At 72.2% G+C, this 26680-nt stretch carries 19 protein-coding genes; 7 read left to right on the plus strand and 12 right to left on the minus strand.

All coding sequences use genetic code 11. The features are described 5' to 3' along the window. Both ACFY2L_RS38760 and ACFY2L_RS38765 read right to left on the minus strand, forming a co-directional pair. Positions 1–404, minus strand: a 404-nt coding sequence (locus ACFY2L_RS38760; RefSeq protein WP_390824692.1) for a maltotransferase domain-containing protein, incomplete at its 3' end; no start/stop codon positions are given. Between the two features lie 174 nt (positions 405–578). Further along, complete coding sequence (locus ACFY2L_RS38765; RefSeq protein ID WP_390824693.1) at positions 579–1796, minus strand: S8 family peptidase; 1218 nt, start codon at positions 1794–1796, stop codon at positions 579–581. Between the two features lie 223 nt (positions 1797–2019). Here ACFY2L_RS38765 and ACFY2L_RS38770 point away from each other — a divergent pair, with 223 nt between their 5' ends. Further along, entirely contained in the window at positions 2020–4644 is a 2625-nt protein-coding gene (locus ACFY2L_RS38770) for a glycosyltransferase family 1 protein (RefSeq protein WP_390661451.1), read from the plus strand. Between the two features lie 40 nt (positions 4645–4684). Here the strand turns inward: ACFY2L_RS38770 and ACFY2L_RS38775 are convergent, their stop codons facing one another. The 9 genes from ACFY2L_RS38775 to glgX form a co-directional block, all read right to left on the minus strand. Next, the gene (locus ACFY2L_RS38775) at positions 4685–4966 is read right to left on the minus strand and encodes a hypothetical protein (RefSeq protein ID WP_390661450.1); all 282 of its coding nucleotides are present in this window, start codon (positions 4964–4966) and stop codon (positions 4685–4687) included. A gap of 121 nt (positions 4967–5087) precedes the next feature. Then, positions 5088–5612: a DUF1990 domain-containing protein gene (locus tag ACFY2L_RS38780; RefSeq protein WP_390661449.1), complete on the minus strand. Its 525-nt coding sequence runs from the start codon at positions 5610–5612 to the stop codon at positions 5088–5090. Positions 5613–5683: 71 nt separating this feature from the next. Then, the gene (locus tag ACFY2L_RS38785) at positions 5684–7345 is read right to left on the minus strand and encodes a M4 family metallopeptidase (protein WP_390824694.1); all 1662 of its coding nucleotides are present in this window, start codon (positions 7343–7345) and stop codon (positions 5684–5686) included. A gap of 290 nt (positions 7346–7635) precedes the next feature. Next, positions 7636–9687, minus strand: a complete 2052-nt coding sequence (locus ACFY2L_RS38790) for a M4 family metallopeptidase (protein WP_390661447.1) — start codon at positions 9685–9687, stop codon at positions 7636–7638. Positions 9688–9924: 237 nt separating this feature from the next. Further along, positions 9925–11688 (minus strand): ABC transporter ATP-binding protein, encoded by a 1764-nt coding sequence (locus tag ACFY2L_RS38795; RefSeq protein WP_390824695.1) that lies wholly within the window; start codon positions 11686–11688, stop codon positions 9925–9927. Then, positions 11685–13397 (minus strand): ABC transporter transmembrane domain-containing protein, encoded by a 1713-nt coding sequence (locus tag ACFY2L_RS38800; protein WP_390824696.1) that lies wholly within the window; start codon positions 13395–13397, stop codon positions 11685–11687. Before ACFY2L_RS38800 ends, ACFY2L_RS38795 begins: the two co-directional genes overlap by 4 nt. Continuing rightward, complete coding sequence (locus ACFY2L_RS38805; protein ID WP_390824697.1) at positions 13394–15262, minus strand: ABC transporter ATP-binding protein; 1869 nt, start codon at positions 15260–15262, stop codon at positions 13394–13396. The genes ACFY2L_RS38800 and ACFY2L_RS38805 overlap by 4 nt, the downstream gene beginning before the upstream one ends. Next, positions 15259–17046, minus strand: coding sequence for an ABC transporter ATP-binding protein (locus ACFY2L_RS38810; protein ID WP_390824698.1), 1788 nt, complete (start codon positions 17044–17046; stop codon positions 15259–15261). Before ACFY2L_RS38810 ends, ACFY2L_RS38805 begins: the two co-directional genes overlap by 4 nt. 134 nt (positions 17047–17180) lie before the next feature. Next, a complete protein-coding gene (glgX, locus tag ACFY2L_RS38815) occupies positions 17181–19424 on the minus strand; it encodes a glycogen debranching protein GlgX (RefSeq protein WP_390824699.1) in 2244 nt (747 codons plus the stop codon). A 154-nt stretch (positions 19425–19578) separates the two neighbouring features. Between glgX and ACFY2L_RS38820 the strand changes: the two genes are divergently transcribed. The 4 genes from ACFY2L_RS38820 to ACFY2L_RS38835 all read left to right on the plus strand — a co-directional run bounded on the left by ACFY2L_RS38820 (position 19579) and on the right by ACFY2L_RS38835 (position 23900). Continuing rightward, positions 19579–20823, plus strand: a complete 1245-nt coding sequence (locus tag ACFY2L_RS38820) for an Ig-like domain-containing protein (protein WP_390824700.1) — start codon at positions 19579–19581, stop codon at positions 20821–20823. 166 nt (positions 20824–20989) lie between these two features. Then, on the plus strand, positions 20990–22240 hold the full coding sequence (locus ACFY2L_RS38825) for an Ig-like domain-containing protein (protein WP_390661440.1): 1251 nt from the start codon (positions 20990–20992) through the stop codon (positions 22238–22240). 75 nt (positions 22241–22315) lie between these two features. After that, a complete protein-coding gene (locus ACFY2L_RS38830; RefSeq protein WP_390661439.1) occupies positions 22316–23083 on the plus strand; it encodes an enoyl-CoA hydratase/isomerase family protein in 768 nt (255 codons plus the stop codon). Between the two features lie 313 nt (positions 23084–23396). Continuing rightward, complete coding sequence (locus tag ACFY2L_RS38835; protein WP_390661438.1) at positions 23397–23900, plus strand: ATP-binding protein; 504 nt, start codon at positions 23397–23399, stop codon at positions 23898–23900. 32 nt (positions 23901–23932) lie between these two features. On the opposite strand, the gene ACFY2L_RS38840 is transcribed toward ACFY2L_RS38835, so the two are convergent. Then, complete coding sequence (locus ACFY2L_RS38840) at positions 23933–24409, minus strand: hypothetical protein (protein WP_390824701.1); 477 nt, start codon at positions 24407–24409, stop codon at positions 23933–23935. Positions 24410–24551: 142 nt separating this feature from the next. Between ACFY2L_RS38840 and ACFY2L_RS38845 the strand changes: the two genes are divergently transcribed. Together ACFY2L_RS38845 and ACFY2L_RS38850 are read left to right on the plus strand one after the other, a co-directional pair. Then, positions 24552–25403, plus strand: coding sequence for a polysaccharide deacetylase family protein (locus ACFY2L_RS38845; protein WP_390824702.1), 852 nt, complete (start codon positions 24552–24554; stop codon positions 25401–25403). After that, complete coding sequence (locus ACFY2L_RS38850; protein WP_390661435.1) at positions 25403–26590, plus strand: YncE family protein; 1188 nt, start codon at positions 25403–25405, stop codon at positions 26588–26590. Before ACFY2L_RS38845 ends, ACFY2L_RS38850 begins: the two co-directional genes overlap by 1 nt. Positions 26591–26680 lie beyond the last annotated feature (90 nt).

A 26680-nucleotide genomic window follows, 5' to 3' on the forward strand; every position in this document is an offset into this window, starting at 1 on the left:
GCCTCCACGGCGTACGTCCAGAGTCCCGGCGCGTCCGGGGTGACGTCGGCGCCCCAGCGGTCGGTGCCGGGGGCGAGTTCGCGCATCGGGGTCCAGGGGCCGGGGCGGCCGTCGGGGTCCTTCAGCACGACATTGGCGGCGACGGCGTCGTGTCCCTCGCGGAACACGGTCGCCGAGACCTCGAACGTCTCACCGGTGACCGCCTTCGCAGGTCGGCGCCCCTGCTGGACGAGGGGCCGGACGTCGAGGACCGGGATGCGTCCGACGGCGGTGGCGGCGCCGGCGGAGGATCGCTCCGCGGCGGGGGGACCGGTGTCGACGGGACGCACGGGAGGTGCTCCGCGTTCTTCGGTTGCCCGGGAACGGGGCGTCGGGGGTGCTGACGAGTGGTGCGTGGCGGGCATGACCGCTCCTGTCCGCATCAACGAGGGTGGGCGGATGGATGTGGGGTCGAGTACCGGGGGAGCCTTCCCACCCTAATCGGGTGAGCATTCCGGCACTTTGTTAACTACTCGCGCGTATGTCTACGCACAAGACCGGCCCCGTTCAGGACGAACGGAGCCGGTCGCGATGGTCCGTCACTTGTAGGGCGGCACCTGCAGGAGTTTGTCCGGCGAACCGGCCCCCCGACGGGAGACCTTGCCGTTCACCGCGCCCGCGACCAGTGCGCCCCCGACCCGGGCGGGCGTGGCTTTCGGGTGATCGGCGAGATACAGGGCGGCCGCGCCGGCCGCGTGCGGTGCCGCCGTCGACGTACCGGAGGAAGCGGTGCGGCCGCTGTCGCTCGTGCACGACGCGGACGTGATCGACACACCCGGCGCGAACAGGTCGACGGCCGACCCGTAGTTGGAGAAGGCGGCCCGGGCGTCCCCGCGGTCGGTGGCGCCGACGGTGACCGCCTCCCGCACGTCGGCGGGGGACGTCAGGGCCGCGGCGCGCCCCCCGTTGCCCGCGGCGACGACGTAGGTGACGCCGGACCTGATGGATGCGCGGACGGCCGCGTCGAGCTGGGCGTTGTACGCGCCGCCCAGGCTGAGGTTGGCGACCGCGGGCTTGCGGGCGTGCCGGGTGACCCAGTCGATGCCGGCGACGACCCGCGCGGTGGTGCCCGCGCCCGCGTCGTCGAGGACCCGTACGGCGACCACCTTCGCCTTCTTGGCGACACCGGCGTTCCCGCCCGCCACGACGCCGGCGACATGGGTGCCGTGCCCGTTGCCGTCGGCGGCGGTGCGGTCGCCGTCGACGAAGTCCCAGCCGTAGCTCGCCCGCCCGCCGAACTCCTCGTGGGTGATCCGGATCCCGGTGTCGATGACGTACACGGTCACCCCGGCGCCCGCGGACTTCGGGGCGCGATAGGCGGCGTCCAGCGGGAGGCCCGGCTGGTCGACGCGGTCCAGTCCCCAGGGCGGCGGGTGCCTCGACGCGGAGTCCGCGGACACCCGGGTGTCCTGGACGACCGAGGCGACACGGGGGTCGGCCGCGAGCCGGCGGGCCTGTCCGCGGTCGGCCTCCACGGCGAAGCCGTTGAGAACCGTGCCGTAGGTGTGGCTGATTCTCGCCCCGTACGAGGAGACGAGCCGCCGCCCGGCCGCCGACGAGGCCCGCACGCCCCCCTGCGCTCCCCCCTTCAGCGTCACGAGGTAGCTGTCGCCGACGGAGCCGGACAGACCGGCGCCGAGTATCTTCCCCTCCGGTACGGCGTGCGCGGGCGTGCCGACGGCCGAAAGGACCATGGTCGTGACGACCGTGGTCAGGCCCCCCGCCCGGCGCAGACGCCGCGTACGCGTCCGTGCCATGGTGTGGCGTTCCCCTCCTCGACTCACAGGGCAGCCTCTCGTGCGGGGTGAAGTGTCACAAGGTGGCCTCAGGGTGGTGAATCGGCCATATCGCCGGTTTGTGTGATCCGGCCCGTCTCGGGAAGCCTCCGGCGGGGGCGAGGGCAACACCGGTACGGTTCTGGATGACCGGACGTACACAGCCGTACGTCCATCCAGCGAACGCGCCACGCCGAGGTGGAATGTGAAGGCGATCCGTCGATTCACCGTCCGACCCCTTCTCCCCGAACCCCTCCGGCCGCTCAGTGACCTGGCCCGCAATCTGCGCTGGTCATGGCACGCGGACACCCGTGAACTCTTCCAGTCCGTCGATCCCGAACGCTGGGCCGCCTCGGACGGTGACCCGGTGCGGCTGCTCGGCAGCGTGCGTCCGGCGCGCCTCGCCGAGCTGGCCGAGGACCGCCGGTTCCTGCGCCGGCTGACCGCCGCCGTCGACGACCTGCACGACTACGTGACCGGCGACCGCTGGTACCAGAACCAGACCGCCGCCGCCGAACTCCCGTCCGCCGTCGCCTACTTCTCGCCCGAGTTCGGCATCACGGCTGCCCTGCCCCAGTACTCGGGCGGCCTCGGCATCCTCGCCGGGGACCATCTGAAGGCTGCCAGCGACCTGGGCGTTCCGCTGATCGGTGTGGGACTCCTGTACCGCCACGGCTACTTCCGCCAGACGCTCTCCCGCGACGGCTGGCAGCAGGAGCACTATCCCGTCCTCGACCCCAACGAACTGCCCGTGACCCTGCTCAGGGAGGACGACGGCACACCCGCCCAGGTCTCCCTCGCCCTGCCGGGCGGAAGGTCGCTGCGTGCCCGGATCTGGCTGGCCCAGGTCGGCCGCGTCCCCCTGCTGATGCTCGACTCGGACGTGGAGGAGAACGACTTCGGCGAACGCGGGGTGACCGACCGGCTCTACGGCGGCGGCAGCGAGCACCGGCTGCTCCAGGAGATGCTGCTCGGCATAGGAGGTGTCCGGGCGGTACGGACGTACTGCCGCCTCACCGGCCACGCCCCGCCCGAGGTGTTCCACACCAACGAGGGCCACGCGGGCTTCCTCGGCCTGGAGCGCATCGCCGAACTCTGCGACGGCGGACTGGACTTCGACCCGGCCCTGGAAGCGGTCCGGGCGGGCACCGTCTTCACCACCCACACCCCCGTCCCGGCCGGCATCGACCGCTTCGACCGCGAACTCGTCGCCCGCCACTTCGGCCCCGACGCCGAACTCCCCCGCATGGACGTCGACCGGATCCTGCGCCTCGGCATGGAGACGTACCCGGGCGGCGAGCCGAACCTGTTCAACATGGCGGTGATGGGCCTGCGTCTGGCCCAGCGGGCCAACGGCGTGTCACTGCTGCACGGTCACGTCAGCCGCGAGATGTTCTCCGGCCTCTGGCCCGGCTTCGACCCCGACGAGGTGCCGATCACCTCCGTCACCAACGGCGTGCACGCCCCGACCTGGGTGGCCCCCGAGGTGCTGCGGCTCGGCGCCCGCCAGGTGGGCCCGCAGCGCGCCGAGGACGCGCTGACCGTCGGCGACGGCGACCGCTGGGACGCCGTCGCCGACATCTCCGACCAGGACATCTGGGACCTGCGACGCGTCCTGCGCGAGCAGCTGGTGGTGGAGGTGCGGGAGCGGCTGCGGGCGTCCTGGCGGCAGCGGGGCGCGGGGACGGCGGAACTGGGCTGGATCGACGGGGTCCTGGACCCCGACGTCCTCACCATCGGGTTCGCGCGCAGGGTGCCGTCGTACAAGCGGCTGACGCTCATGCTGCGCGACCGCGACCGGCTGATGGAGCTGTTGCTGCACCCGACCCGTCCGATCCAGATCGTGGTGGCGGGCAAGGCGCACCCGGCGGACGACGGCGGCAAGCGCCTGGTCCAGGAGCTGGTCCGGTTCGCCGACGACCCGCGCGTGCGCCACCGCATCGTCTTCCTCCCCGACTACGGCATGGCGATGGCGCAGAAGCTGTACCCCGGCTGCGACATCTGGCTGAACAACCCGCTGCGCCCGCTGGAGGCGTGCGGCACGTCCGGCATGAAGGCGGCGCTGAACGGCTGTCTCAACCTCTCCGTCCTGGACGGCTGGTGGGACGAGTGGTTCCAGCCCGACTTCGGCTGGGCGATCCCCACGGCCGACGGCGCCGGCACCGATCCCGACCGCCGTGACGACATCGAGGCGGCCGCCCTGTACGACCTGCTGGAGCAGCGCATCACGCCCCGCTTCTACGAGCGCGGCCGGGCGGGCCTGCCCGACCGCTGGATCGAGATGGTCCGCCAGACCCTCACCCTGCTCGGTCCCAAGGTCCTGGCCGGCCGGATGGTCCGCGAGTACGTCGACCGCCTCTACACCCCCGCCGCCCAGGCCCACCGCGTCATGAGCCCGGACACCGCCCGCGAACTGGCCGCCTGGAAGGCGAGGGTGCGGGCCGCCTGGCACTCCGTGACGGTCGACCACGTGGAGACGTCGGTCGCCACGACCACGGCGGAGCTCGGCACCACGCTCGCCCTGCGGGTGCGGGTGGGCCTGGGGGAGCTGGCCCCCGAGGACGTCGAGGTGCAGGCGGTCTCCGGCCGCGTCGACGAGGAGGACCGCATCACGGACGCGGCCGCGGTCCCGCTGAAGGCGGCCTCCGGCCCCGACCTGGAGGGCCGCTGGCTCTACGAGGGTCCCCTGTCCCTGGACCGCACGGGCCCCTTCGGCTACACGGTCCGCATCCTCCCGGCCCACCGGCTGCTCTCCTCCGGCGCGGAGCTGGGGGTGGTGACGGCGCCCACGGAGGACGGGGCCGAGGGCGCGGGACTGCTGATGCGCTAGACCCTGCCGCCGGCCGGGCTCCGCCGGCCGGGCTCCGCCGTCAGGCCGACGCGGTGAGGGCCAGGCGGCGCAGTCGTTCGAAGTAGCGGATTCCCTCGGCGTCGGTGAGCAGCGGCAGTGCCCGGTCCAGCTCCGTCAGGCACGCGCGCAGCATCCGCAGCCGCCCTGCGTCGAGGGAGCCGCCGTTGTTCTGCCAGACGGACACGCACCCGGCGATGGACACGTCCAGCAGCACCAGATCGACCCCCGCAGGCTCCTGGCCCCGGAGCGCGGCGGGGAAGAGCGCGCTCAGATGCTCCTGGAAGAGGACGTCCGCGCTCATGTCCCCGCTTGGCCCGTCATCAGAGTTGTCGGCATGTGCGCAACCTAGGCGGGGGCGGGGGCCCGTTGTCCGGCCGATCCGGGGGTGTTCACTCCTTCGGGGGAGGCGTGAGCGGCGTGGCTCAGGGCGACTTCTCCGAGGCCGTGGCCAGGTGGCGCAGTACGGTTCCGCATTTGCGGGCGTACGCCTGCTGCAGTCCGCGCGTCGCCGGGCCGCCCGCCCGGGTGTACCACTTGGCCGCGCGGCTGAAGGCCGACACCGTCAGCCAGACCGTGCCGTCGCCCGTGCGGTCGACGACGAAGGACTCCTCGCCGCTCTCCGGATGGCCGGAAAGGGTGCCGTAGGCCCAGCCCGCCCGCCTCGGCTCCTCCGCCGTCCACACCACCCGGCAGGGGGCCTTGATCAGCCCGGCCAGGGTGATCGTGACGTCCACGCCGGGCGCCGCCCGCTGTGCCGAGGTCTCGACGCCGACGCCCATCGCCCGGTGCATCTCCCAGGTCATGACCGCCTCCGCGGCGCGCCGGAAGAGGTCGTGGCCCTCGCCCAGGCGGGTGCGGACGTGCAGGGAGCGGAAGCCGGGCGGGCTGAAGCCGGGGCGGTCGCGGGTCGCGCCGACGTCGTCGTACGTGAAGTCCTTGGGAGGCATGGGAGACAAGGGTAGGGCGGTACCCGGGGATGCCTTCGTCCCGGGTACCGCCCCGCTCACTCACCCGTGCGTCAGCTGACGTTGACCGCCGTCCAGGCCGCCTTCACCGTCGCGTACTCGGTGCTGCTGGAGCCGTACAGGGCCGACGCCGCGCTCAGGGTCGCCGTGCGGGCGCCCGAGTAGGTGGTGGTCGACGTCATGTACTCGGTCAGTGCCTTGTACCAGATCTGCACGGCCTTGGCGCGGCCGATGCCGGTGATGGTGGAGCTGTTGTAGGTGGGGGAGTTGTAGGTCACCCCGTTGATGGTCTTGCTGCCGCTGCCCTCGGACAGCAGGTAGAAGAAGTGGTTCGCCGGGCCGGACGAGTAGTGCACGTCCAGGTTCTTCAGCGAGGACGACCAGTAGTTGGCCGATCCGCCGTCCTTGCTCGGCTGGTCCATGTAGCGCAGCGGGGTGCCGTCGCCGTTGATGTCGATCTTCTCGCCGATGAGGTAGTCGCCGACGTCCTTGGAGTTGGCCGCGTAGAACTCCACGGCGGTGCCGAAGATGTCGGAGGTCGCCTCGTTGAGGCCGCCGGACTCGCCGGAGTAGTTCAGGCCCGCGGTGTTGGAGGTGACGCCGTGGGTCATCTCGTGGCCGGCCACGTCCAGCGAGGTGAGCGGGCTGGTGTTGCCCTCGCCGTCGCCGTACGTCATGCAGAAGCAGCTGTCGTCCCAGAACGCGTTGACGTACTGGTTGCCGTAGTGGACGCGGGAGTACGCGGCCACGCCGTTGTTCTTGATGCCGCTGCGGCCGAAGGTGCTCTTGTAGAAGTCCCAGGTGACCTGCGCGCCGTACGCGGCGTCGACGGCCGCGGTCTGGTCGGTGGTCGAGCTGGAGGCCGCGCCGGTGCCCCACGTGTCGTCGGCGTCGGTGAACAGCGTGCCGGCCGAGGAGGACGTGCCGTGGGCCTTGTTGTACGTCTTGTGGCCGCCGCGCGAGGTGTCGTACAGCTGGTACGTCGAGCCCGAGAGGTACGTGCCGAGCGTCACCGTGCCGGAGTACAGGCTCTTGCCGGTGCCGGTCTCGATGCCCTGGTACTCGTACAGCTTCTTGCCGGTGGCCGCGTCGGTGATGACGTGCAGCTCGTTCGGGGTGCCGTCCTCCTGGAGGCCGCCGACGACGGTCTCGTAGGCGAGGACCGGCTTGCTGCCGTTGCCCGCCCAGATCACCTTGCGGGGCGCGTTGTCGGCCTCGGTCTTGGCCGAGCCGGCGTCCTTGGCGACGGTCAGGGCCTGCTTCTCCGCCTTGGCGGCGGTGACGGCGGGCGTGAGGGAGGCGACCTTGATGGTGGCCTTCGTCGCCTTGGTGACGCCCTTGTTCGCACCCGCGGCCGACTCGTGGACGACGAGGTCGCCGCCGAGCACCGGCAGGCCCGCGTAGGTCCGCTCGTAGCGCGTGTGGAGGGTGCCGTCCGCGTCCTTGACGACGTCCCGGACGACCAGCTTCTCCTTGGCGCCCAGACCTATCTCCTGCGCGGTCGCGGTCGCGTCGGCCTGCTTGTCCTTGATCAGGGCGGTGCGGGCGGACGTGGACAGCGCGGTCGGGACGGCCAGGGGCTTGGCGGCGGCGTCCGCGGTGGTCGGGGCGGCGACGGCACCGGAGGTCAGTCCGGTGGTGACCAGGGCTCCGGCCGCGACGGCGGTGGCGATGGCCAGAGTGGTGCGCTGGTGACGCGCGTAGAGGGAGGTCACACAAGCTCCTTGGATGTGGGGGTGCCCGGGCGGCGTGGGGATGCCGGCCGGAGCGGTGGTGAAGTTGTGCGGCGGTTGGACGGAAGCCTGGCATCAAGGTCGCGTACATGTCAGGACCCCGAAGTGATGTTGGCTGAAAGTCGACTGTCGGGTGAACATTGCCGGAATGTAAACGGAGTTGACCTCGGTAAAAGCCCAACAGGCGGCGGGTAAGCGGCCGGCAAAAAAAGGGGGGCGCCGCCCCGGAGAGGTGCTCCCTCCGGGGCGGCGCCGTGCGTGGGCCGTGCGGCCTACGGGAAGGTGAGCTTCCAGCTGTTGATGTAGCCGGTGTCCACCGCCGCGTTGTCCTGGACCTTCAACTGCCAGACTCCGTTGGCGACTTCGGAGGAGGCGTTCACCGTGTAGGTGGTGTTGATGTTGTCCGTGCTCCCACCGGTGCCGTACGCCTTCAGCGTGTACGCCGTGCCGTCCGGGGCGATCAGCTGCACCTGGAGGTCACCGATGTAGGTGTGGACGATGTTGACCGCGACCGCGAGGTTCGAGGGCGCGTTGCCCGTCCGGCCGGACACGGTGATCGGCGAGGTGACCGCCGCCCCGTTGTCCGGAATCGATACGTCGGCGGTGTTCTCGAAGGAGGTGCCGCCACCGCCACCGCCGCCGTCCGAGCGCGAGCCGACCGCGACGCCCGCCCACGCGTCCTGCACCGCCTTGTACTCGGCGGAGGTGGTGCCGTACAGCTCACCGGTCGCCGCCAGCGTGCCCGTGCGCGCCGCCGCGTAGTTGGTGGTCGAGGTGAACTTCGTGGTCAGCGCGCGGAACCAGATCTTCTCCGCCTTGTCCCGGCCGATGCCGGTGACCGGAAGGCCGTCCGCGGTCGACGAGTTGTAGGTGACACCGTTGATGGTCTTGGTGCCGCTGCCCTCGCTCAGCAGGTAGAAGAAGTGGTTCGCCGGGCCGGACGAGTAGTGCACGTCGACCGAGCCGATACCGGAGTACCAGCTGTCCTTCGACGCGCCGTCCTTGCTCGGCTTGTCCATGTACCGCAGCGGCGTGCCGTCGCCGTTGATGTCGATCTCCTCGCCGATGAGGTAGTCACCGACGTCCGAGGAGTTCTGCGCGTAGAACTCCACCGAGGTGCCGAAGATGTCGGAGGTCGCCTCGTTGAGGCCGCCGGACTCGCCGGAGTAGTTCAGGCCCGCGGTGTTGGAGGTGACGCCGTGCGTCATCTCGTGGCCGGCCACGTCGATGGACGTCAGCGGGTGGGTGTTGCCCGAACCGTCGCCGTACGTCATGCAGAAGCAGCTGTCCGACCAGAACGCGTTGACGTACGCGTTGCCGTAGTGGACCCGGGAGTACGCGCCCACGCCGTCGCCGCGGATACCGCTGCGCCCGTGCACGTTCTTGTAGTAGTCCCAGGTCAGGGCCGCGCCGTAGTGGGCGTCGGCGCCCGCGGTCTCCGCGTTGGACGCCGCGCCGTTGCCCCAGACGTCGTCGGAGCCGGAGAAGAGCGTGCCGGTGCCGGAGGTGCCCCGGTTGAGGTTGTACGTCTTGTGGCTGCCGCGCGCCCCGTCGGTCAGGTTGTACGTCGACCCGGACTGCGTGGTCCCCAGCGTCACCGTGCCGCTGTACATGGTGTTGCCGGTGCCGGTCTCGATGCCCTGGTACTCGTAGAGCTTCTTGCCGGTGGTGGCGTCGGTGATGACGTGCAGTTCGTTCGGGGTGCCGTCCTCCTGGAGGCCGCCGACGACCGTCTCGTACGCCAGCACCGGGGTGCCGTTCGCCGCCCAGACCACCTTGCGCGGGGCGCGGTTGGTGGACGCCTTCTCGGCGCCGTCGGCCTTCGCCAGGGTCAGCGCCTGCTTCTCCGCCTTCGCCGCGGGGACGGCGGGCGTGAGCGAGGCGACCTTGACGGCGGCGCGGGTGGCCTTGGTGACGCCCTCGGTGGCGCCGGACTTCGCGGTCTCGACGACCAGGTCGCCGCCGAGGACCGGCAGACCCGCGTAGGTGCGCTCGTAGCGGGTGTGGACGGTGCCGTCGGCGTCCTTGACGACGTCACGGACGACGAGCGCCTCCTTGGCGCCCAGGCCCAGCTCCTTGGCGGTCGCCGCCTTGCCGGCGTTCGCCTCGCGTATCAGCGCGGCGCGCTGGGCGGGGGTCAGACGCACCGACTCGGCGCCCGGGTTGGCCCTGCCCGACGCCTGCGGTGCCTTCTCCGGGGCGGCGGTCGCGGCACCGGACTGCACGGCGGTGGCGATCAGCGCGGAGACGCCGACGAGGGCGACGGCCGCGGCCTTGCGGTACGGGGTGTGGGAGGTGCGTCTGCGAGAGGAACTGCTTCTCAACACTGACTCCTTCTGCGCGGCCGCGGATCACGCGGCCTGGGGAGACCGGCCGGCGGGTGAGCCGTCCGGCACGACAAGGGCGGTACGCAGAACGGTGAAGCTGTGGGGTTGCTGTGAAGTAGCAGAGGGAAGAGTGGCAGTGGATTGCGCTGTCTGTCAGGAGCGCGTCAGAAAGTTGGCCGGAAACAGTCCGTTGTCCGGGAGTTCATGTTCGGTATACGGACAAGAGGGATCTTCCTAACCCCGCCGCGGCTCCCCGTGCCAGGTCCGCCACAGCGCCGCGTACGCCCCGCCCGCCGCCACCAGCTCCTCGTGCGCGCCGAGTTCGGTGAGCCGGCCGTCCTCCATCACCGCCACCCGGTCCGCGTCGTGCGCGGTGTGCAGCCGGTGCGCGATCGCGATGACCGTACGGCCCCGCAGCACGGCGGCCAGGGCGCGCTCGGTGTGCCGGGCGGTCGTCGGGTCCAGCAGGGCCGTCGCCTCGTCCAGGATCAGGGTGTGCGGGTCGGCCAGCACCACGCGGGCCAGGGCGAGCTGCTGCGCCTGAGAGCCGTCCGTACGGCGGCCGGAGGCGCCCAGAACGGCGTCGAGACCGCCCGGCAGCTCCCGCACCCAGCCGTCGGCGCCGACCGCGGCCAGCGCCGCCCACACCGCGTCGTCCGTCGCGGCCGGTTCGGCGATCAGCAGGTTCTCGCGGACCGTGCCGATGAACACATGGTGCTCCTGGGTCACCAGGACGACCTGCCGGCGCAGCGTCTCCGGCGCCAGATCCGCGACCGGCACCCCGCCCACCGTCACCCGGCCCGCGCTCGGCGCGTCCACACCCGCGAGCAGCCGGCTCAGCGTCGTCTTGCCCGCGCCGGACGGGCCGACCACCGCGAGCCGCTCACCGGGCCGCACGGTCAGATCCACCCCGCGCAGCACCTCACCGCCGCGCTCGTAGGCGTACCGCACCCCGGTCACGTCGATCCGGTCGTCCGCCGGAGCGGGGCCGCCGTCCTCCCGCCCCGTCGCGGGCGCCCCCGCAAGGCCCTCCACCCGGGCGAACGACGCCCCGCTGGACTGCAGTTGCTCCACCCGCACCAGGATCTGGTCCAGCGGCTCGGTGAACTGCCGCAGATACAGCGCGGCCGCCACCACCGCGCCCAGGCTCAGCGCCCCCCGCCCGTGCAGCCAGCCGCCGAGCAGCAGCACGCCCGCCACCGGCAGCGAGTACGACGTCTCGACCACCGGGAAGAACACGGTCCGCAGATAGAGGGTGTGGAAGCGGGCCCGCCGCGCGGTCTCCAGCGCGTCCCGGCTCGCCGCCGTCCGCCGCTCCTGGAGCCGGAACGCCTCGACGGTACGGGCCCCGGCGGCGGTCGAGGCGAGGACCTCGGCGACCTCCGAGTCGGCCGCGCCCTGGGCGAGATAGCCCGAGCGGGCGCGGCGCAGATACCAGCGCAGCGCGCACCAGATCGGGGTCAGCGCGAGCACCCCGACCGCACCGAGCAGCGGGTCGATCACGAAGACCGCGGCCAGCGTGAGCAGCGCCTGCGCACCGCACACCAGCAGCTCCGGCCCGGCGTCCCGCAGGGTCGTGCCCACCGCCGCCACGTCGGCGGTGCCGCGCGTGGTCAGGTCGCCGGTGCCGGCCCGCTCCACGACCGACGCGGGCAGTGCCAGCGCCCGGTCGACGAACTCCTCCCGCACCCGGGCCAGCGTCCGTTCCCCGAAGCGGTGCCCCGCGTACCGCGCCCAGCGGACCAGGAGCAGTTGCGCCAGCGCACACAGCACGAGCGCGAAGGCCAGCCGGTCCACCTCCCCGACCCCGCGCCCGCCGCGCACCTCGTCGATGATCCGGCCCAGCAGCCAGGGACCGGCCAGCCCCGCCCCGGCGGCCACCGCGTTGAGCAGCACCACCCCGGCCACGGCCCATCCGTCGGCCCGTACCAGCCGGGTCGCGGCCCGCCGCACCCCGGCGGGGCCGGCGACGGGCAGCCGTCCCCCGTCGGCCGTCACCGCACCGCCTCCTCCGTGTCCCGGGCGACCAGCTCCCGGTACCCCGGCTCCCGTTGCAGCAGCTCCCGGTGGCGGCCGGTGGCCGCCACCTTCCCCTCGACCAGGTAGAGCACGGTGTCCGCGTGGTCGAGGACGAGCGGGGACGTCGTCGTGACGACCGTCGTCCGGCCCGTGCGGGCCGCCCGCAGCCGCTCGGCCACCGCCGCCTCCGTGTGCGCGTCGAGCGCCGACGTGGGCTCCACGGCCAGCAGCACCTCGGGGTCCGCCAGCAGCGCCCGGACCAGCCGGACCCGCTGGCGCTGGCCGCCCGAAAGGCTGCGGCCCTGCGCCGTCACCGGGGCGTCGAGCCCCTCCGCGAGCCCCTGCACGACATCGTCGGCGGCAGCCGCCCGCACCGCCCGGCGCACCTGCTCCGGGCCGGGGTCGTGGCGTCCGCCCACCACCTCGTGCAGGGGGCCGGCGAACAGGTCGGCCTCGTGGTCCGCGACCAGGATCCGGGCCCTGACCTGGGGCAGCGGGACGGCATCGAGCCGCACGCCACCCCAGGTGACCTCGGTGGGGCCGTACCGGCCGAGCCGGTCGACGACGGCGGTCACCTCGGCCGGCCGCGCCCCGACCAGCGCGGTCAGTCCGCCCGGCACCACCCGCACACCCGACCCGGGGTCGTGCAGCACCGCCGGTCCGGCGGGCGCGTCCTGCGTGCCGGTGTCCGGATCGGGCTCCAGCCGCAGCAGCCGTACGACCCGGTCGGCGGCCACGACACCCCGGCTGAACTGGTAACCCATGTCGACGAGGAACGCCACCGGGCCGACCAGCACGGCCGCATAGCCGTACACCGACACCAGCTCGCCCACCGTCAGCTCCCCCCGGGCGGCGAGCCGGGCCGCCAGCCAGATCACCACGGCCAGGAACAGCCCCGGCAGCCCCACGCCGAGCGACTGAAGCCAGCTGGCGGACGCGCCCACCCGGTATCCCTGCTCCCGGAGCCGCCCCGAGTCGCGCCGGAACGCGTCCGCGAACAGGCCCTTGCCGCCCAGCCCGTTGAGCACCCGCAGCCCGCCCGCGAGATCCCCGATCCGGGCGGTGAGCACCCCCTGCCGCTCCCGGTACTCTCCCTCGGCGCCCCGCAGCCGGGTCATCAGCGGCCCGACGAGCAACGCGATCAACGGCATCCCGAGCAGCACGACGGCCGCCAGCAGCGGCGAGACGGAGAGCAGGAGGGCGGCCACGAAGACGTAGACGACCACCGAGCCGACCCCGGGCCCGATCACCGTCAGCGCGTTCGCGATGGTGTGCACATCCCCCACGCCGATCGTGACGACCTCCCCGGCGCCCACCCGGCGCGGCAGCGCGTCCCCCAGCCGCACCGAGTGGCCCACCACCACCTTGACCGTGCGGAAGTAGGCGTCCATCCGCAGCCGGGTCATCGTGCGGTGCCGCATGATGCTCACCCAGGCGTTGCCCGCTCCGACCACCAGCAGGGCCGCCGTCCAGCCCATGAGCGCCGCCGAGCCGCCGGGGCGCAGCCCCTCGTCCACCGCCTTCGACAGCAGATACGGCACCGCCGCCAGCAGCACCATCCAGCAGCTGGCCAGGACCGCCCCGGCCACCGCACGCCCCGGCTGGCGCCGCACCAGCCAGGCCAGGTAGGCCAGGCCGCTGCGGTGGTCGGGGGTGCCGGGATCCTCGTACGCGTCGACCGCCGTCACGCCAGACTGTCCCGCCAGGCCCGGTGCAGGTCCGCGAACCGGCCCGTGCCCGCGACGAGATCGGCCGGGGTGCCGTCCTCCACGATCCGTCCTTGCTCCATCACCAGCACCCGGTCGGCGATCTCCACCGTCGACAGCCGGTGCGCGATCACCACCGCCGTACGGCCCTTGAGCACCGTCGCCATCGCCGCCTGCACGGCCCGCTCCCCGGGGACGTCCAGCGAGCTGGTCGCCTCGTCCAGGATCAGCACCGCCGGGTCGGCGAGCAACGCCCTGGCGAACGCGACGAGCTGCCGCTGACCGGCGGAGATCCGGCCGCCGCGCTTGCGGACGTCCGTGTCGTAGCCGTCGGGCAGGGCGCTGATGAACTCGTGCGCGCCGATCGCCTTCGCCGCCCGCTCGATCTCCTCCCGGCTCGCGTCCGGCCGTCCGATGGCGATGTTCTCGGCGACCGTGCCGGAGAACAGGAACGCCTCCTGCGTCACCATGACCACCCCGCGGCGCAGCTCGGGCACCGGAAGGTCGCGCAGGTCGACGCCGTCGAGCAGCACCCGCCCCAGGGACGGGTCGTAGAAGCGGGCGAGCAGCTTGGCCAGCGTGGACTTGCCCGCGCCGGTCGAGCCGACCACGGCGACCGTCTGCCCGGCGGGGATCGTCAGGTCGAAGCGGGGCAGGACCTCGCCGCCGGTGCGGTAGCCGAAGGAGACCCCGTCGAACACGACCTCGCGGCCCGGGAGGCCGCCGCGCCGGGCCGGCAGCTCCCGGGGCACGGACGGCTCGGGCACGGACGGCGTCTGCGCGAGCAGGCCCGCGATCTTCTCCAGCGAGGCCGCCGCCGACTGGTACGAGTTCAGGAACATGCCGAGCCGGTCGATCGGGTCGTACAGCCGCCGCAGGTACAGCACCGCCGCCGCCAGCACGCCCAGCGCCAGGGTGCCGTCGGCCACCCGGTAGGCGCCCCACAGCACGATCAGCGCGACGGCCGTGTTGGCCACCAGCCGCGAGCCGATGACATAGCGGGCCATCTCCAGCAGGGCGTCGCCGTTCGTCCGCTCGTGCCGCCCGTTGAGGACCCGGAAGTCGGCGTCGTTGACGGCCTCGCGGCGGAACGCGCGCACCGGCCGGATGCCGTTCATCGTCTCCACGAACTTCACGATCACGGCGGCGATCGCGGTGGACCGTGCCGTGTAGACCCGCGCCGCGCGCCGCCGGTACGTCCGCACGAGGACGTACAGCGGCACGAAGGACGCCACCGCGACCGCGCCCAGCTCCAGGTCCAGCCAGAGCAGCATCGCCGAGATGTAGACGAAGGAGAGGACGACCGTCACCAGCTCCTGCAGGCCCTCGTTGAGGAGCTCGCGCAGGGACTCCACGTCCGTGGTGGAGCGGGAGATGAGCCGTCCCGAGGTGTACCGCTCGTGGAAGTCGACGCTGAGGGCCTGCGCGTGCCGGAAGATACGGCCGCGCAGGTCGAGCAGCACGTCCTGGTTGACCCGGGCGGCCGCGATCAGGAACCAGTACTGCAGGCCGCCGGAGGCCAGCGCGCACACCAGATAGCCGACGGCCACCGCGACCAGCGGCCCGTCGTCACCGTCCCGGAACGCCGGTACGGCGCGGTCGATGGCGTACGCCACCAGCAGCGGGCCCGCCTGCACGGCGGCCTGCTGGAGCAGCAGCAGAAGCGTGGTGAGGGCGACGCGCGCCCGCATCGGGGCGAGCAGGGAACGCAGCAGCGTGCCCGTGGCGCCCGGCGGGGTGGGCAGGACGTCCTTGTCGAAGGGGTCGCCGGCGGCCCGCGGGGGCGGGTCCTCCGGTGGGGCGTCGGTGGGGGGAGAGGATGAAGGGGATGCCGTGGGGGCGGTCATCGGTCGTCCTCCTGGCGGCCGTTTCCTGACATGAGGTGGGCGTACTCGGCGTTGGTGCGCAGCAGTTCCTGATGGGTGCCGACGGCGGTGATCCGGCCGCCGGAGAGCAGGGCGACGCGGTCGGCGAGGAGCACCGTGGACGGACGGTGGGCCACGATCAGCGCGGTGGTGTCGGCGAGGACGTGGCGCAGCGCGGCCTCCACGGCCGCCTCGGTGTGGACGTCCAGCGCGGACAGCGGGTCGTCGAGCACGAGGAACCGCGGTCTTCCCACCACGGCCCTGGCCAGCGCCAGCCGCTGCCGCTGCCCGCCGGAGAGGCTGAGCCCCTGCTCGCCCACCTGTGTCGCGGTGCCCTGCGGCAGCGCGTGCACGAACTCGGCCTGCGCGACCTCGAGCGCCCGCTCCAGTTCGGCCGCGCCGGCGTCGTCGTCGGCTCCCATGAGCACGTTCTCCCCGACGCTCGCCGAGAAGAGCGTGGGCTCCTCGAAGGCGACGGCGACCCGCGCGCGCAGCTCCTCGCGGGACATCGCGGTGACGTCCTCGCCGTCGAGCGTGATCCGCCCGGCGGTCACCTCGTGCAGCCGGGGGACGAGCGCGGTGAGGGTGGTCTTGCCGCTGCCGGTGGCGCCGACCAGGGCCATGGACTCCCCGGGCCGGATGTGCAGGTCGACGCGGTCGAGGGTGGGGGGCGTCCCGGGGTCGGCGTCGGGGTAGCGGAAGACGACCCCGTCGAACCGCAGCCCGTCGCCGTCCACCGCCTCCGCGGTCCGGGGCTCGGTGACCGCGTCCGACTCCGGCTCCTCGTCCATCACCTCGAAGTACCGCTCGGTGGCGGTCGCCGCCTCCTGGCTCATCGCGAGCAGGAACCCGATGGAGTCGACGGGCCACCGCAGCGCGAGGGCCGTCGACAGGAAGGCGACCAGCGTGCCCGCGGACAGCTCCCCGTCCGCGACCTGCACCGTCCCCAGCACCAGGGCCGCCCCGATCGCCACCTCCGGCAGCGTCACGATGACGGCCCAGATCGTCGCCAGCAGCCGGGCCTTGCGCAGCTCGGTCCCGCGCAGCGTGGCCGACAGTGCGCGGAAGGCCCGCGCCTGGCTGCGGTGCCGCCCGAACCCCTTGATGATCCGGATCCCGAGCACGCTCTCCTCGACGACCGTCGTCAGGTCCCCGACCTGGTCCTGGGCGCGCCGTGCCACGACCGCGTACCGGTGCTCGAAGACCACGCACATCACCATGACCGGGAGGGCGGGCCCCAGGATCACCAGCCCCAGGGACCAGTCCTGGAGCAGCATGATGATCACACCGACCACGATGGTCACGCCGTTGACCAGGAGGAACGTCAGCGGGAAGGCGAGGAACATCCGCAGCAGCATCAGATCGGTGGTCGCCCTGGACAGCAGCTGGCCCGAGGCCCACCGGTCGTGGAAGGCCACCGGCAGCCGCTGAAGATGCCGGTACAACTCCGCCCGCATCTCCGCCTCGACGTGCGAGAGCGGCCGCGCCACCAGCCACCGCCGCAGCCCGAACAGCCCGGCCTCCAGGAGTCCGAGCAGCAGCAGGTACAGCGCCCCCAGCCCGACGCCGGCCGGGTCCCGCCCGGCGACCGGTCCGTCCACCATCCACTTCAGGACCAGCGGGATCACCAGCCCCACACAGGAGGCGACGACCGCGACGAACGCGGCACTGAACAGCCGCACCCGCACCGGCCGCACATACGGCCACAAGCGCAGCAACGTCCGCACCGCGGACCGGTCCTTGGCGGTTGCACGTGTCGTCGGCATCACGGGCGAGCCTACGGACCGGCACTGACATCGCCCAACGGGTTTTGGCCCGGTCCGCATCGGCTGTTGGTCCTACGACCTGCGCGTTCGACGGGCCGTGCCCTCTTCCGGGTGAATCTCGGACGGTCCCGGGATCACCCCGCCACCCGCAGCAGCAGCACCGCCCGCGCCGGCACCGTGACCGCCGCCCCCGCCCGGTGGACGACCCCCGGGGCCTCGTCCTGCTGTTCCCTCGACGTGTCGACGACCACCTCGTAGCGCTCCGCCCACGGCGGCCCCGGCAGGACGAAGCTCACCGGCCGGTCACCGGCGTGCAGGACGGCGAGGAAGCTGTCGTCGGTGATCGGGGCGCCGCGTTCGTCGCGGCCGGGGATGTCGCGGCCGGAGAGGTACATGCCGAGGGTCGCGGCGGGGGCGTACCAGTCGCCCTCCGTCATCTCCGAGCCCCGCGCCGTGAACCAGGCCAGGTCCCGCAGCCCGTCCGCCGAGTGGGCCCGGCCGGAGAAGAAGGCGCGCCGGCGCAGCACCGGGTGGCGGTGACGCAGGGCGATCAGCCGGGAGGTCAGGTCGAACAGGGCCTTCCAGCCCGGTTCCGCCAGCAGGCTCCAGTCCAGCCAGCTGGTCTCGTTGTCCTGGCAGTACGCGTTGTTGTTGCCTCCCTGGGTGCGGCCCAGCTCGTCCCCCGCGACGAGCATCGGCACCCCCGTCGACAGCAGCAGCGTCGTGAGCAGGTTGCGCAACTGGCGGCGCCGCAGCGCCCGTACCCGCTCGTCGTCCGTCTCCCCCTCCGCCCCGCAGTTCCAGGCGCGGTTGTCGTCCGTGCCGTCCCGGTTCCCCTCGCCGTTGTCCTCGTTGTGCTTGCGTTCGTAGGACACGAGGTCGCGCAGCGTGAAGCCGTCGTGGGCCGTGACGAAGTTGACCGAGGCGTACGGGCGGCGGCCGCCCCAGGCGTACAGGTCGCTGGAGCCCGACAGGCGGTAGCCCATCTCCCGTACGTCCGGCAGCGCGTGCCGCCAGAAGTCGCGCACGGCGTTGCGGTAGCGGTCGTTCCACTCGGTCCACAGGGGCGGGAACGCCCCGACCTGGTACCCCCCGGACCCCACGTCCCACGGCTCCGCGATCAGCTTCACCCGCCGCAGCACCGGGTCCTGCGCGATCACCGCCAGGAACGGCGACAGCATGTCCACGTCGTGCATGGAGCGGGCCAGGGCGGCGGCCAGGTCGAAGCGGAAGCCGTCCACCCCCATCTCCGTGACCCAGTAGCGCAGCGAGTCGGTGATCAGCCGCAGGACGTGCGGCTGCACCACGTGCAGCGTGTTCCCGCAGCCCGTGTAGTCCGCGTACCGGCGGGCGTCCGACTGCAGCCGGTAGTAGCCGCGGTTGTCGATGCCCTTCAGGGACAGGGTGGGGCCCAGCTCGCCCGCCTCCGCCGTGTGGTTGTAGACCACGTCGAGGATGACCTCGATCCCGGCGGCGTGCAGCGCCCGCACCATCCGCTTGAACTCGCCGACCTGCTGGCCCGTCGTACCGGAGGAGGCGTACGCGGCGTGCGGGGCGAAATAGCCGATGGAGTTGTAGCCCCAGTAGTTCTTCAGAGCGCGGCGCAGCAGATGGTCCTCGTGCGCGAACTGGTGGACCGGGAGCAGCTCCACCGCCGTGACGCCCAGTTTCACCAGGTGCTCGACCGCCGCCGGATGGGCCAGGCCGGCATAGGTGCCGCGCAGTTCCTCCGGGATGTCCGGGTGCAGCCGGGTGAAGCCCTTGACGTGCAGTTCGTAGATGACCGAGTCCGCCCAGGGCGTCTTCGGGCGGCGGTCGTACGCCCACTCGTCGTCGGGCGCGTCGTCGTGGACGACGACACCCTTCGGGACGTACGGCGCCGAGTCCCGTTCGTCGCGCACGGTGTCCGCGACCTGCTGCTGGGGCCAGTCCCGGACGTGCCCGTACACCTCGGGCGGTAGGCCGAACTCCCCGTCGACCGCGCGGGCGTAGGGGTCGAGGAGCAGCTTCGCCGGGTTCCAGCGGCCCCCGGTCCACGGGTCCCAGCGGCCGTGCACCCGGAAGCCGTAGCGCTGCCCCGGCATCACGCCCGGCACGAAACCGTGCCAGATCTCGTGCGTCAGCTCGGTCAGGGCGGCGCGCGTCTCCCGGCCTGCCTCGTCGAACAGGCACAGCTCGACCGCCTCCGCCCCGCCCGCCCACAGGGCGAAGTTCGTGCCCGCGACCCCGTCCGGGCCGACCCGGAACCGGGCGCCGAGCGGGGTGGGCGCGCCCGGGCGGACGGGCACGCCGGGCACCTTCTGGGACACCCCGTTCACACGGGTGTCCGGCGTGGCGCGTTCCTCCGCCACCGCCTTCTGCTCGGCTGCGCTGGACACCGTTCAGCCTCCCGCGGCTCGTGGGTACGACGTACGGGGCGGGTGTACGGCGTCCCGGCCGCTGCCGCCCCGCGCTGTCGTCCTCCCCCTGTTCTGCCCAGAGCGCGCCTCGCACTCACGTTTCCCCGGGGCGCACCCGGTCGTTGGGCACGCCGTGAGGCACGTACAAGGGCGCGCACGGCGCGCGGGGGTCGCAGTGGCCGCCGTAGTGACATGGGCAGGACTCCTGGCCGGGGCCGCAGGCTGCACGGGCGACGGCGGGAGCGGGCTCGACCGGATGATGGACAGACCGGCGGCCTCCGAGGACGCCATCCGGGTGACCCCGCAGGACGGCGCGAAGGGCGTGCGCCCCGGGGAGGGGCTGCTGGTGCGGGTGCCGGACGGGCGTCTGGAGTCGGTGAAGGTGGTGAAGTCGCAGGACGCCCAGGAGTCGAAGGTGCCCGGCCGGATCTCCGCCGACGGACGCAGCTGGCGGCCGGACGACGGCCGGCTCGCGCTCGCCGCCCGCTACACCGTCGACGTGGTGGCCCTCGACGGCGACGGCGACCGCTCGGCCCGCCACACCACCTTCACCACGTACGTCCCCGAGGAGCGCTTCATCGGGTACGTCACCCCCGAGAACCGTTCGACCGTCGGCACCGGGATGATCGTCTCCCTGGACTTCAACCGGGAGATCCAGAACCGGGCGGCCGTCGAGCGCGCCGTCCGGGTCACCGCCGAGCCGGCCGTGGAGATCAGGCCGCACTGGTTCGGCGGCTCGCGGCTCGACTTCCGCCCCCGGACGTACTGGAAGCCCGGCACCAGGGTCACGGTCGCGCTGCGGCTGCGGGACGTGGAAGGGGCGCCGGGGGTCTACGGGCTGCAGTACAAGACCTTCTCCTTCACCGTCGGCCGCAGCCAGGTCTCCCTCGTCGACGCGGCGCGGCACACGATGAAGGTGTGGCGGGAGGACGAGCTGATCGCCACCGTCCCCGTCACGGCCGGGGCACCGAGGACGACGACCTACAACGGGAAGATGGTCGTCACCGAGATGCTCGAACTGACCCGGATGAACGGGGCCACGGTCGGCTTCAAGAAGAAGAACGGCAAGGGCGAGTACGACATTCCGGACGTGCCGCACGCCATGCGACTGACGGAGTCCGGCACCTTCCTGCACGGCAACTACTGGGCGGAGCCGGACGTCTTCGGGAACGTCAACGTCAGTCACGGCTGCGTGGGGCTGATGGACACCAAGGGCGGCAGCTCGGACACCCCCGCGGGCTGGTTCTTCGACCGCTCGCTCGTCGGCGACGTCGTCGAGGTCGTCCACAGCAAGGACAAGGAGGTCGCCCCCGACAACGGGCTCGGCGGCTGGAACATGAGCTGGGAGGAGTGGACGGCCGAGAACGCCGGAGAATGACCTCTCCTCCCCGTGCAACCATCCCCGCGTGACCATGGTCCAAGTTGCGACAGAACGGTGACATTCACCTGACACGCAGCTCAAAACCGTGCGGTTAATATGCGCAAATGATCGCGCGGGACGCGCGGGGGTGGGGGCCTGACCAGGCCCGGGAGGGGAGAAAGACTTGAACGTGCGACCGATACGGGGGGCGTCGGTTGGCGGGCGCTCGCGCGGCCGCAACAGGCGGTTGGCGCTGATCGTCGGCGGGATGCTGCTCGCCGTCACGGCATGCGGCGGGGGCGGGGACTCGGGCTCCGGTGGCGACGCCAAGGGCAAGGGCGACCAGGGCAGCACCGCCGCCGCGGAGAGCAAGCAGTCGGAGGCGGTCGTCACCATCGCCCCGAAGACCGGGGCCAAGGACGTCGACACCAGCGGCGTCCTGAAGGTCACCGCGAGCAAGGGCAAGCTGACCGAGGTCACCGTCGAGGACGACGAGGGCGCGAAGATCGAGGGCACGATCTCGGCCGACGGCAGCGGCTGGACGCCCGCCACGCACCTCGCGGCGTCGACGAAGTACCAGGTGCACGCCGTGGCCAAGGACTCCGCGGGCCGTACGGCCGCCGAGGACTCCTCCTTCACCACGCTGAGCCCGCAGAACACCTTCATCGGCAACTTCACGCCCGAGGACGGCTCCACCGTCGGCGTCGGCATGCCCTTCTCCATCCGCTTCACCCGGGGCATCACCAAGCCGGACGACGTCGAGAAAGCCATCCAGATCAAGACCGAGCCGGCCGTGGACGTCGCGGGCCACTGGTTCGGCAACGACCGTCTGGACTTCCGGCCCGAGGAGTACTGGAAGGCCGGCACCAAGGTCACCGTGAAGCTGAACCTCGACGGCGTCGAGGGCCGCAAGGGCGTCTACGGCAAGCAGTCCAAGACGGTGTCCTTCACCGTCGGGCGCAACCAGGTGTCCGTCGTGGACGCCAAGAAGCACACCATGAAGGTCATGCAGGAGGGCAAGGTCGTCAAGACCCTGCCGGTCACCACCGGCAAGCCCGGCTACGCCACCTGGAACGGCGAGATGGTCATCAGTGAGAAGTTCACGGTGACCCGCATGAACGGCGACACCGTCGGCTACGACGGCGAGTACGACATCAAGGACGTCCCGCACGCCATGCGGCTGACCAACTCCGGCACCTTCGTGCACGGCAACTACTGGGGCGGCGACGCCTTCGGCAACTACAACGCCAGCCACGGCTGCATAGGCCTGCGCGACGTGCGCGGCGGCTACGACAGCGGTGTGCCGGCGGCGTGGTTCTTCAACCACTCGATGGTCGGCGACGTCGTGGTCGTCAAGAACTCCACCGACCCGACGGTCGACCCCGCCAACGGCCTCAACGGCTGGAACATCTCCTGGGCGGACTGGAAGAAGTGATCCACCGCTGACGGGCCCGGTGCTGTGACCCACGGCACCGGGCCCGTCGGCGTTAATGATGGTTAACCTGCTGCCATGACCGTACATCTCGAAGTCGCCGAAGGCGTCGGCACGATCCGCCTCGACCGCCCGCCCATGAACGCCCTGGACGTCGCCACGCAGGACCGGCTCAAGGAACTGGCCGAGGAGGCGACCCGCCGGGACGACGTCCGCGCGGTCGTCCTGTACGGCGGGGAGAAGGTGTTCGCGGCGGGCGCGGACATCAAGGAGATGCAGGACATGGACCACACGGCGATGGTCCTGCGCGCCCGCGCCCTGCAGGACTCCTTCACGGCGGTGGCCCGTATCCCCAAGCCGGTCGTGGCGGCCGTGACGGGGTACGCCCTGGGCGGCGGCTGCGAGCTCGCGCTGTGCGCGGACTTCCGGATCGCGGCCGACAACGCCAAGCTGGGCCAGCCGGAGATCCTGCTCGGCCTGATCCCCGGCGCCGGCGGCACCCAGCGCCTGTCCCGCCTGGTCGGCCCCTCCAGGGCGAAGGACCTCATCTTCACCGGCCGGATGGTCAAGGCGGACGAGGCGCTGACCCTGGGCCTGGTGGACCGCGTGGTCCCGGCGGCCGAGGTCTACACGGAGGCGCACGCGTGGGCCGCAAAGCTGGCGCAGGGCCCGGCGATCGCGCTGCGGGCGGCCAAGGAGTCGATCGACACCGGACTGGAGACGGACATCGACACCGGTCTCGCCGTCGAACGCAACTGGTTCGCCGGTCTGTTCGCCACCGCCGACCGTGAGATCGGCATGCGCAGCTTCGTCGAGGAAGGGCCGGGCAAGGCCAAGTTCCTGTGAGACATGTCTCCTTGATGCTGTGACGCATGTCTCTTTGAACACGGCCGTAGCCACTTGCAGTTGACGGGATGTCTCACCGGTGATCCCTCGATGGGGCGGATTATGGGGACCTTAAGGCAGCCTTAAGCCCGCCTTGTCGAGGGAGTCCGGCGACAACCGTGAAGGTTGCCGTCGTCGCAGGTCGGCGGCGCTTTGAAGGGCTCCGGAATGCCTCTGGCACATGCCGGACGCATCCCGTGGAAGGGGGTCGCACGGGGGGCGTATTCCGGCGGAACGGCCCCCAAGGACGCCCCGGGCGGCCATGATGGGGGGCATGGCGGGGCTGGAGGGTTTTGAACAGCCGCGGGGGCACGGGCGTGTGGCCGCGGCACGCTGGTCGCCTGCGGTCGAGGACGAACGGGCGCTCAAGGCGCTGGAGTTGTTCGGCAACCCCACGGAGGGTGAGGTTCCGCTCCCCTCCCGTCCCGAGTCCGCCGCCACGGCCCGTCGCCTCACCCAGGTCGTCGTCCTGCGCCAGTGGGGACTGAGCCCCAAGATGACGGAGGACGCGGTCCTCCTCGTCTCCGAACTCGTCGGCAACGCCGTACGGCACACCGGCGCCCGGGTCTTCGGCCTCAGGCTGCGCCGCCGCCGCGGCTGGATCCGCGTCGAGGTCCGCGACCCCTCCCGCGGGCTGCCCTGTCTGATGCCGGTCCAGGAACTGGACGTCAGCGGCCGCGGCCTCTTCCTCGTCGACAAGCTCTCCGACCGGTGGGGCGTGGACCTGCTGCCGCGCGGAAAGACGACCTGGTTCGAGATGCGGGTGGCGGACCGCTGACGGCGGCGGCCGGCCAGGGCGTTCCGGCCGGCTCAGTCCTCCGCGGCCACCGGCCCCCGACCCCGCCGCCACTGTTCCGTCAGCTCCCGAACCTTCTCCTCGAACCGCGCGTCGAGGAAGGACATCGGCGCGGGCAGGGTCGTACGGCGGCCGTCCCGGGTGTGGGCGACCACCTGGCTCACGCCGAAGGAGCGGCGGACCTCCAGCCGGCTGATGCCGGTCCACGGGATGCGGCGGCGCCGTCCGTCCACGACGACCAGGGCGTCCTCGGTCAGCAGGACGGCCCGGCCGCGCCGGAGCAACGCGACGGCGGCGACGCCGAAGAGGGACCAGCCGGCCAACTGCCCCCACTCGGCCACCCGCATCGGATCGCCGGTGAAGGCGCGGCAGACGAACAGCACCACGGTGGCGCCCGGAAAGCCCAGGGCGACGGGGAGCACGCGCTGCGGGGTGCTCAGCCGGAACGACCGCCCGGTGGAGCGGGCGGCGCGGGGAGCCGGTGCGTGCACGGGACCGCCCTTCACGAGGGGGCTTCAGGGTGTCACGCCGGGCGGTCCGGGAGTACCGGATCGCCCGGCTCCCGACGCAGCCCGCACCCGCCACGCGGATGAATGACCCTTTTTCTTACCCTTTGCCCCTTAAATGGTGCGGGTGACTCCGACCGACCGCCGTGCCGCGCTGCGGGTGGGCGCCGGACTGGTCGCCGGGGGTGCGTTCGCCGCCGCGTGCTCCACGTCCGGCTCCTCCGCCGGGCCTTCGTCCGGCGCGTCCCCCGGCTCCTCGCCCGGTTCCTCCTCGCCCGGATCCGCCTCCACCGCCGTCCCCCGGGAGGCCGGCCGCGCGTCGGGGCCCCCTCCCGCCGCCAGCCCCTCCGCCGTCCCGGCCGCCCGCGCCTTCCCAGGACAGCCCGCCCAGATCACCCACGGCCCCCGCGACCGGCCCCGCGTCGCCCTCACCTTCCACGGCCAGGGCGAACCGGCCCTCGCCGAGGCCCTGCTGGGGGAGGCCGAGCGGCACGGGGCGCGGGTCACCGTCCTCGCCGTCGGGACCTGGCTGGACGAACACCCCGGCCTCGCCCGCCGCGTCCTGGACGGCGGCCACGACCTCGGCAACCACACCCACCGCCACCTCGACGTCAACGCCATGTCCGAGGCGGAGGCACGGAGCGAGATCACCGAGTGCGCCGTACGCCTCGAGCGGCTCACCGGGTCGGCCGGGACCTGGTTCCGGCCCTCCCGCACCGCCCGCGCCTCCCCGCTCGTGCAGCGGCTGGCCCGTGACGCCGGCTATCCCCACGTCCTCTCCTACGACGTCGACTCCCTCGACTTCACCTCACCCGGTGCCCCCGCCGTCACGGCCAACGTCCTGCGGACGATCCGCGCCGGATCCGTCGTGAGCCTGCACTTCGGGTACGCGGACACGCTCGCCGCGCTCCCCGCCGTACTGGACGAACTCGCCCGCCGCCGACTGCGCGCGGTCACCACCACGGAGCTGCTCAGCTGATGCATCCCACACTCCTCACCCGCGCCCTGCTCACCGGTGCCGCGCTCACCGCCCTCACCGCCCTCGCCGCCTGCGGCACCCCGTCCCCGGACGGCGCCGGCCGGGCCACCACCAAGGCCGCCGTCCCCGCTCCGGTGAAGAGGAAGCCGGCCGTCGACGGGCTGCCCGGCATGCCGCCCGTCCTCGACCCCAAGGACGTCTACGCCGCCGACCGCCCGGGCCGGCTCTCCCCGGTGGTCAAGGACTTCCCGTCCCGCGTCTACGTCCCCAACACCGAGTCCGACACCGTCTCCGTCATCGACCCGAAGACGTACGAGGTGATCGAGACCCTGCACGTGGGGCGGCAGCCGCAGCACGTCGTGCCCTCCTGGGACCTGAAGACCCTGTGGGTCAACAACAACCGGGGACACACCCTCACCCCCATCGATCCCAGGACGGGGAAGGCGGGCAAGCCCGTCGAGGTGCACGACCCGTACAACCTCTACTTCACGCCCAACGGCAGATACGCCGTCGTCATGGCCTCCCTCGACCGCGAACTCGTCTTCCGCGACCCGCACACCATGAAGCGGATCAGGACCGAGCCGGTCACCTGTTACGGCGTCAACCACGCCGACTTCTCCCTCGACGGGCGGTACTTCATCGTGTCCTGCGAGTTCAGCGGCGAACTGCTGAAGGTCGACACCGAGAAGATGAAGGTCGTCGGGCAGCAGAAGCTCCCCTACGACGGCGCGATGCCGCAGGACGTGAAGATCTCGCCCGACGGCAAGCGGTTCTACGTCGCCGACATGAAGGCCGACGGCCTGTGGATCGTCGACGGCGACACGTTCGGCAAGCCGCGGTTCCTGCGCACCGGCAAGGGCACCCACGGGCTGTACGTCAGCCGCGACTCCCGCGAGATGTACGTCTCCAACCGGGGCGAGGGCACCGTCTCCGTCTTCGACTTCGCGCGGAACGAGGTCACCAGGAAGTGGCGGCTGCCCGACGGCGGCAGCCCCGACATGGGCGGCGTCTCGGCGGACGGCAAGGTCCTGTGGCTCTCCGGGCGCTACGACGCCGAGGTGTACGCCCTCGACACCCGCACCGGCAGACAGCTCGCCCGCATCCCCGTCGGCAGCGGCCCCCACGGCCTCGCCGTCTACCCCCAGCCCGGCCGCTACTCCCTCGGCCACACCGGCATCTTCCGCTAGGGGGTGTTTCGAAAGTCCCGCACAGCACCCGCGGCGCCCGGCACGCACCCTCGCCGCACCGGCCGAAGACCCAAGCAGCTCCGCTACGAG

Origin of the sequence: Streptomyces sp. NPDC001381 (assembly GCF_042895685.1) — a bacterium.
GTDB lineage: Bacteria > Actinomycetota > Actinomycetes > Streptomycetales > Streptomycetaceae > Streptomyces.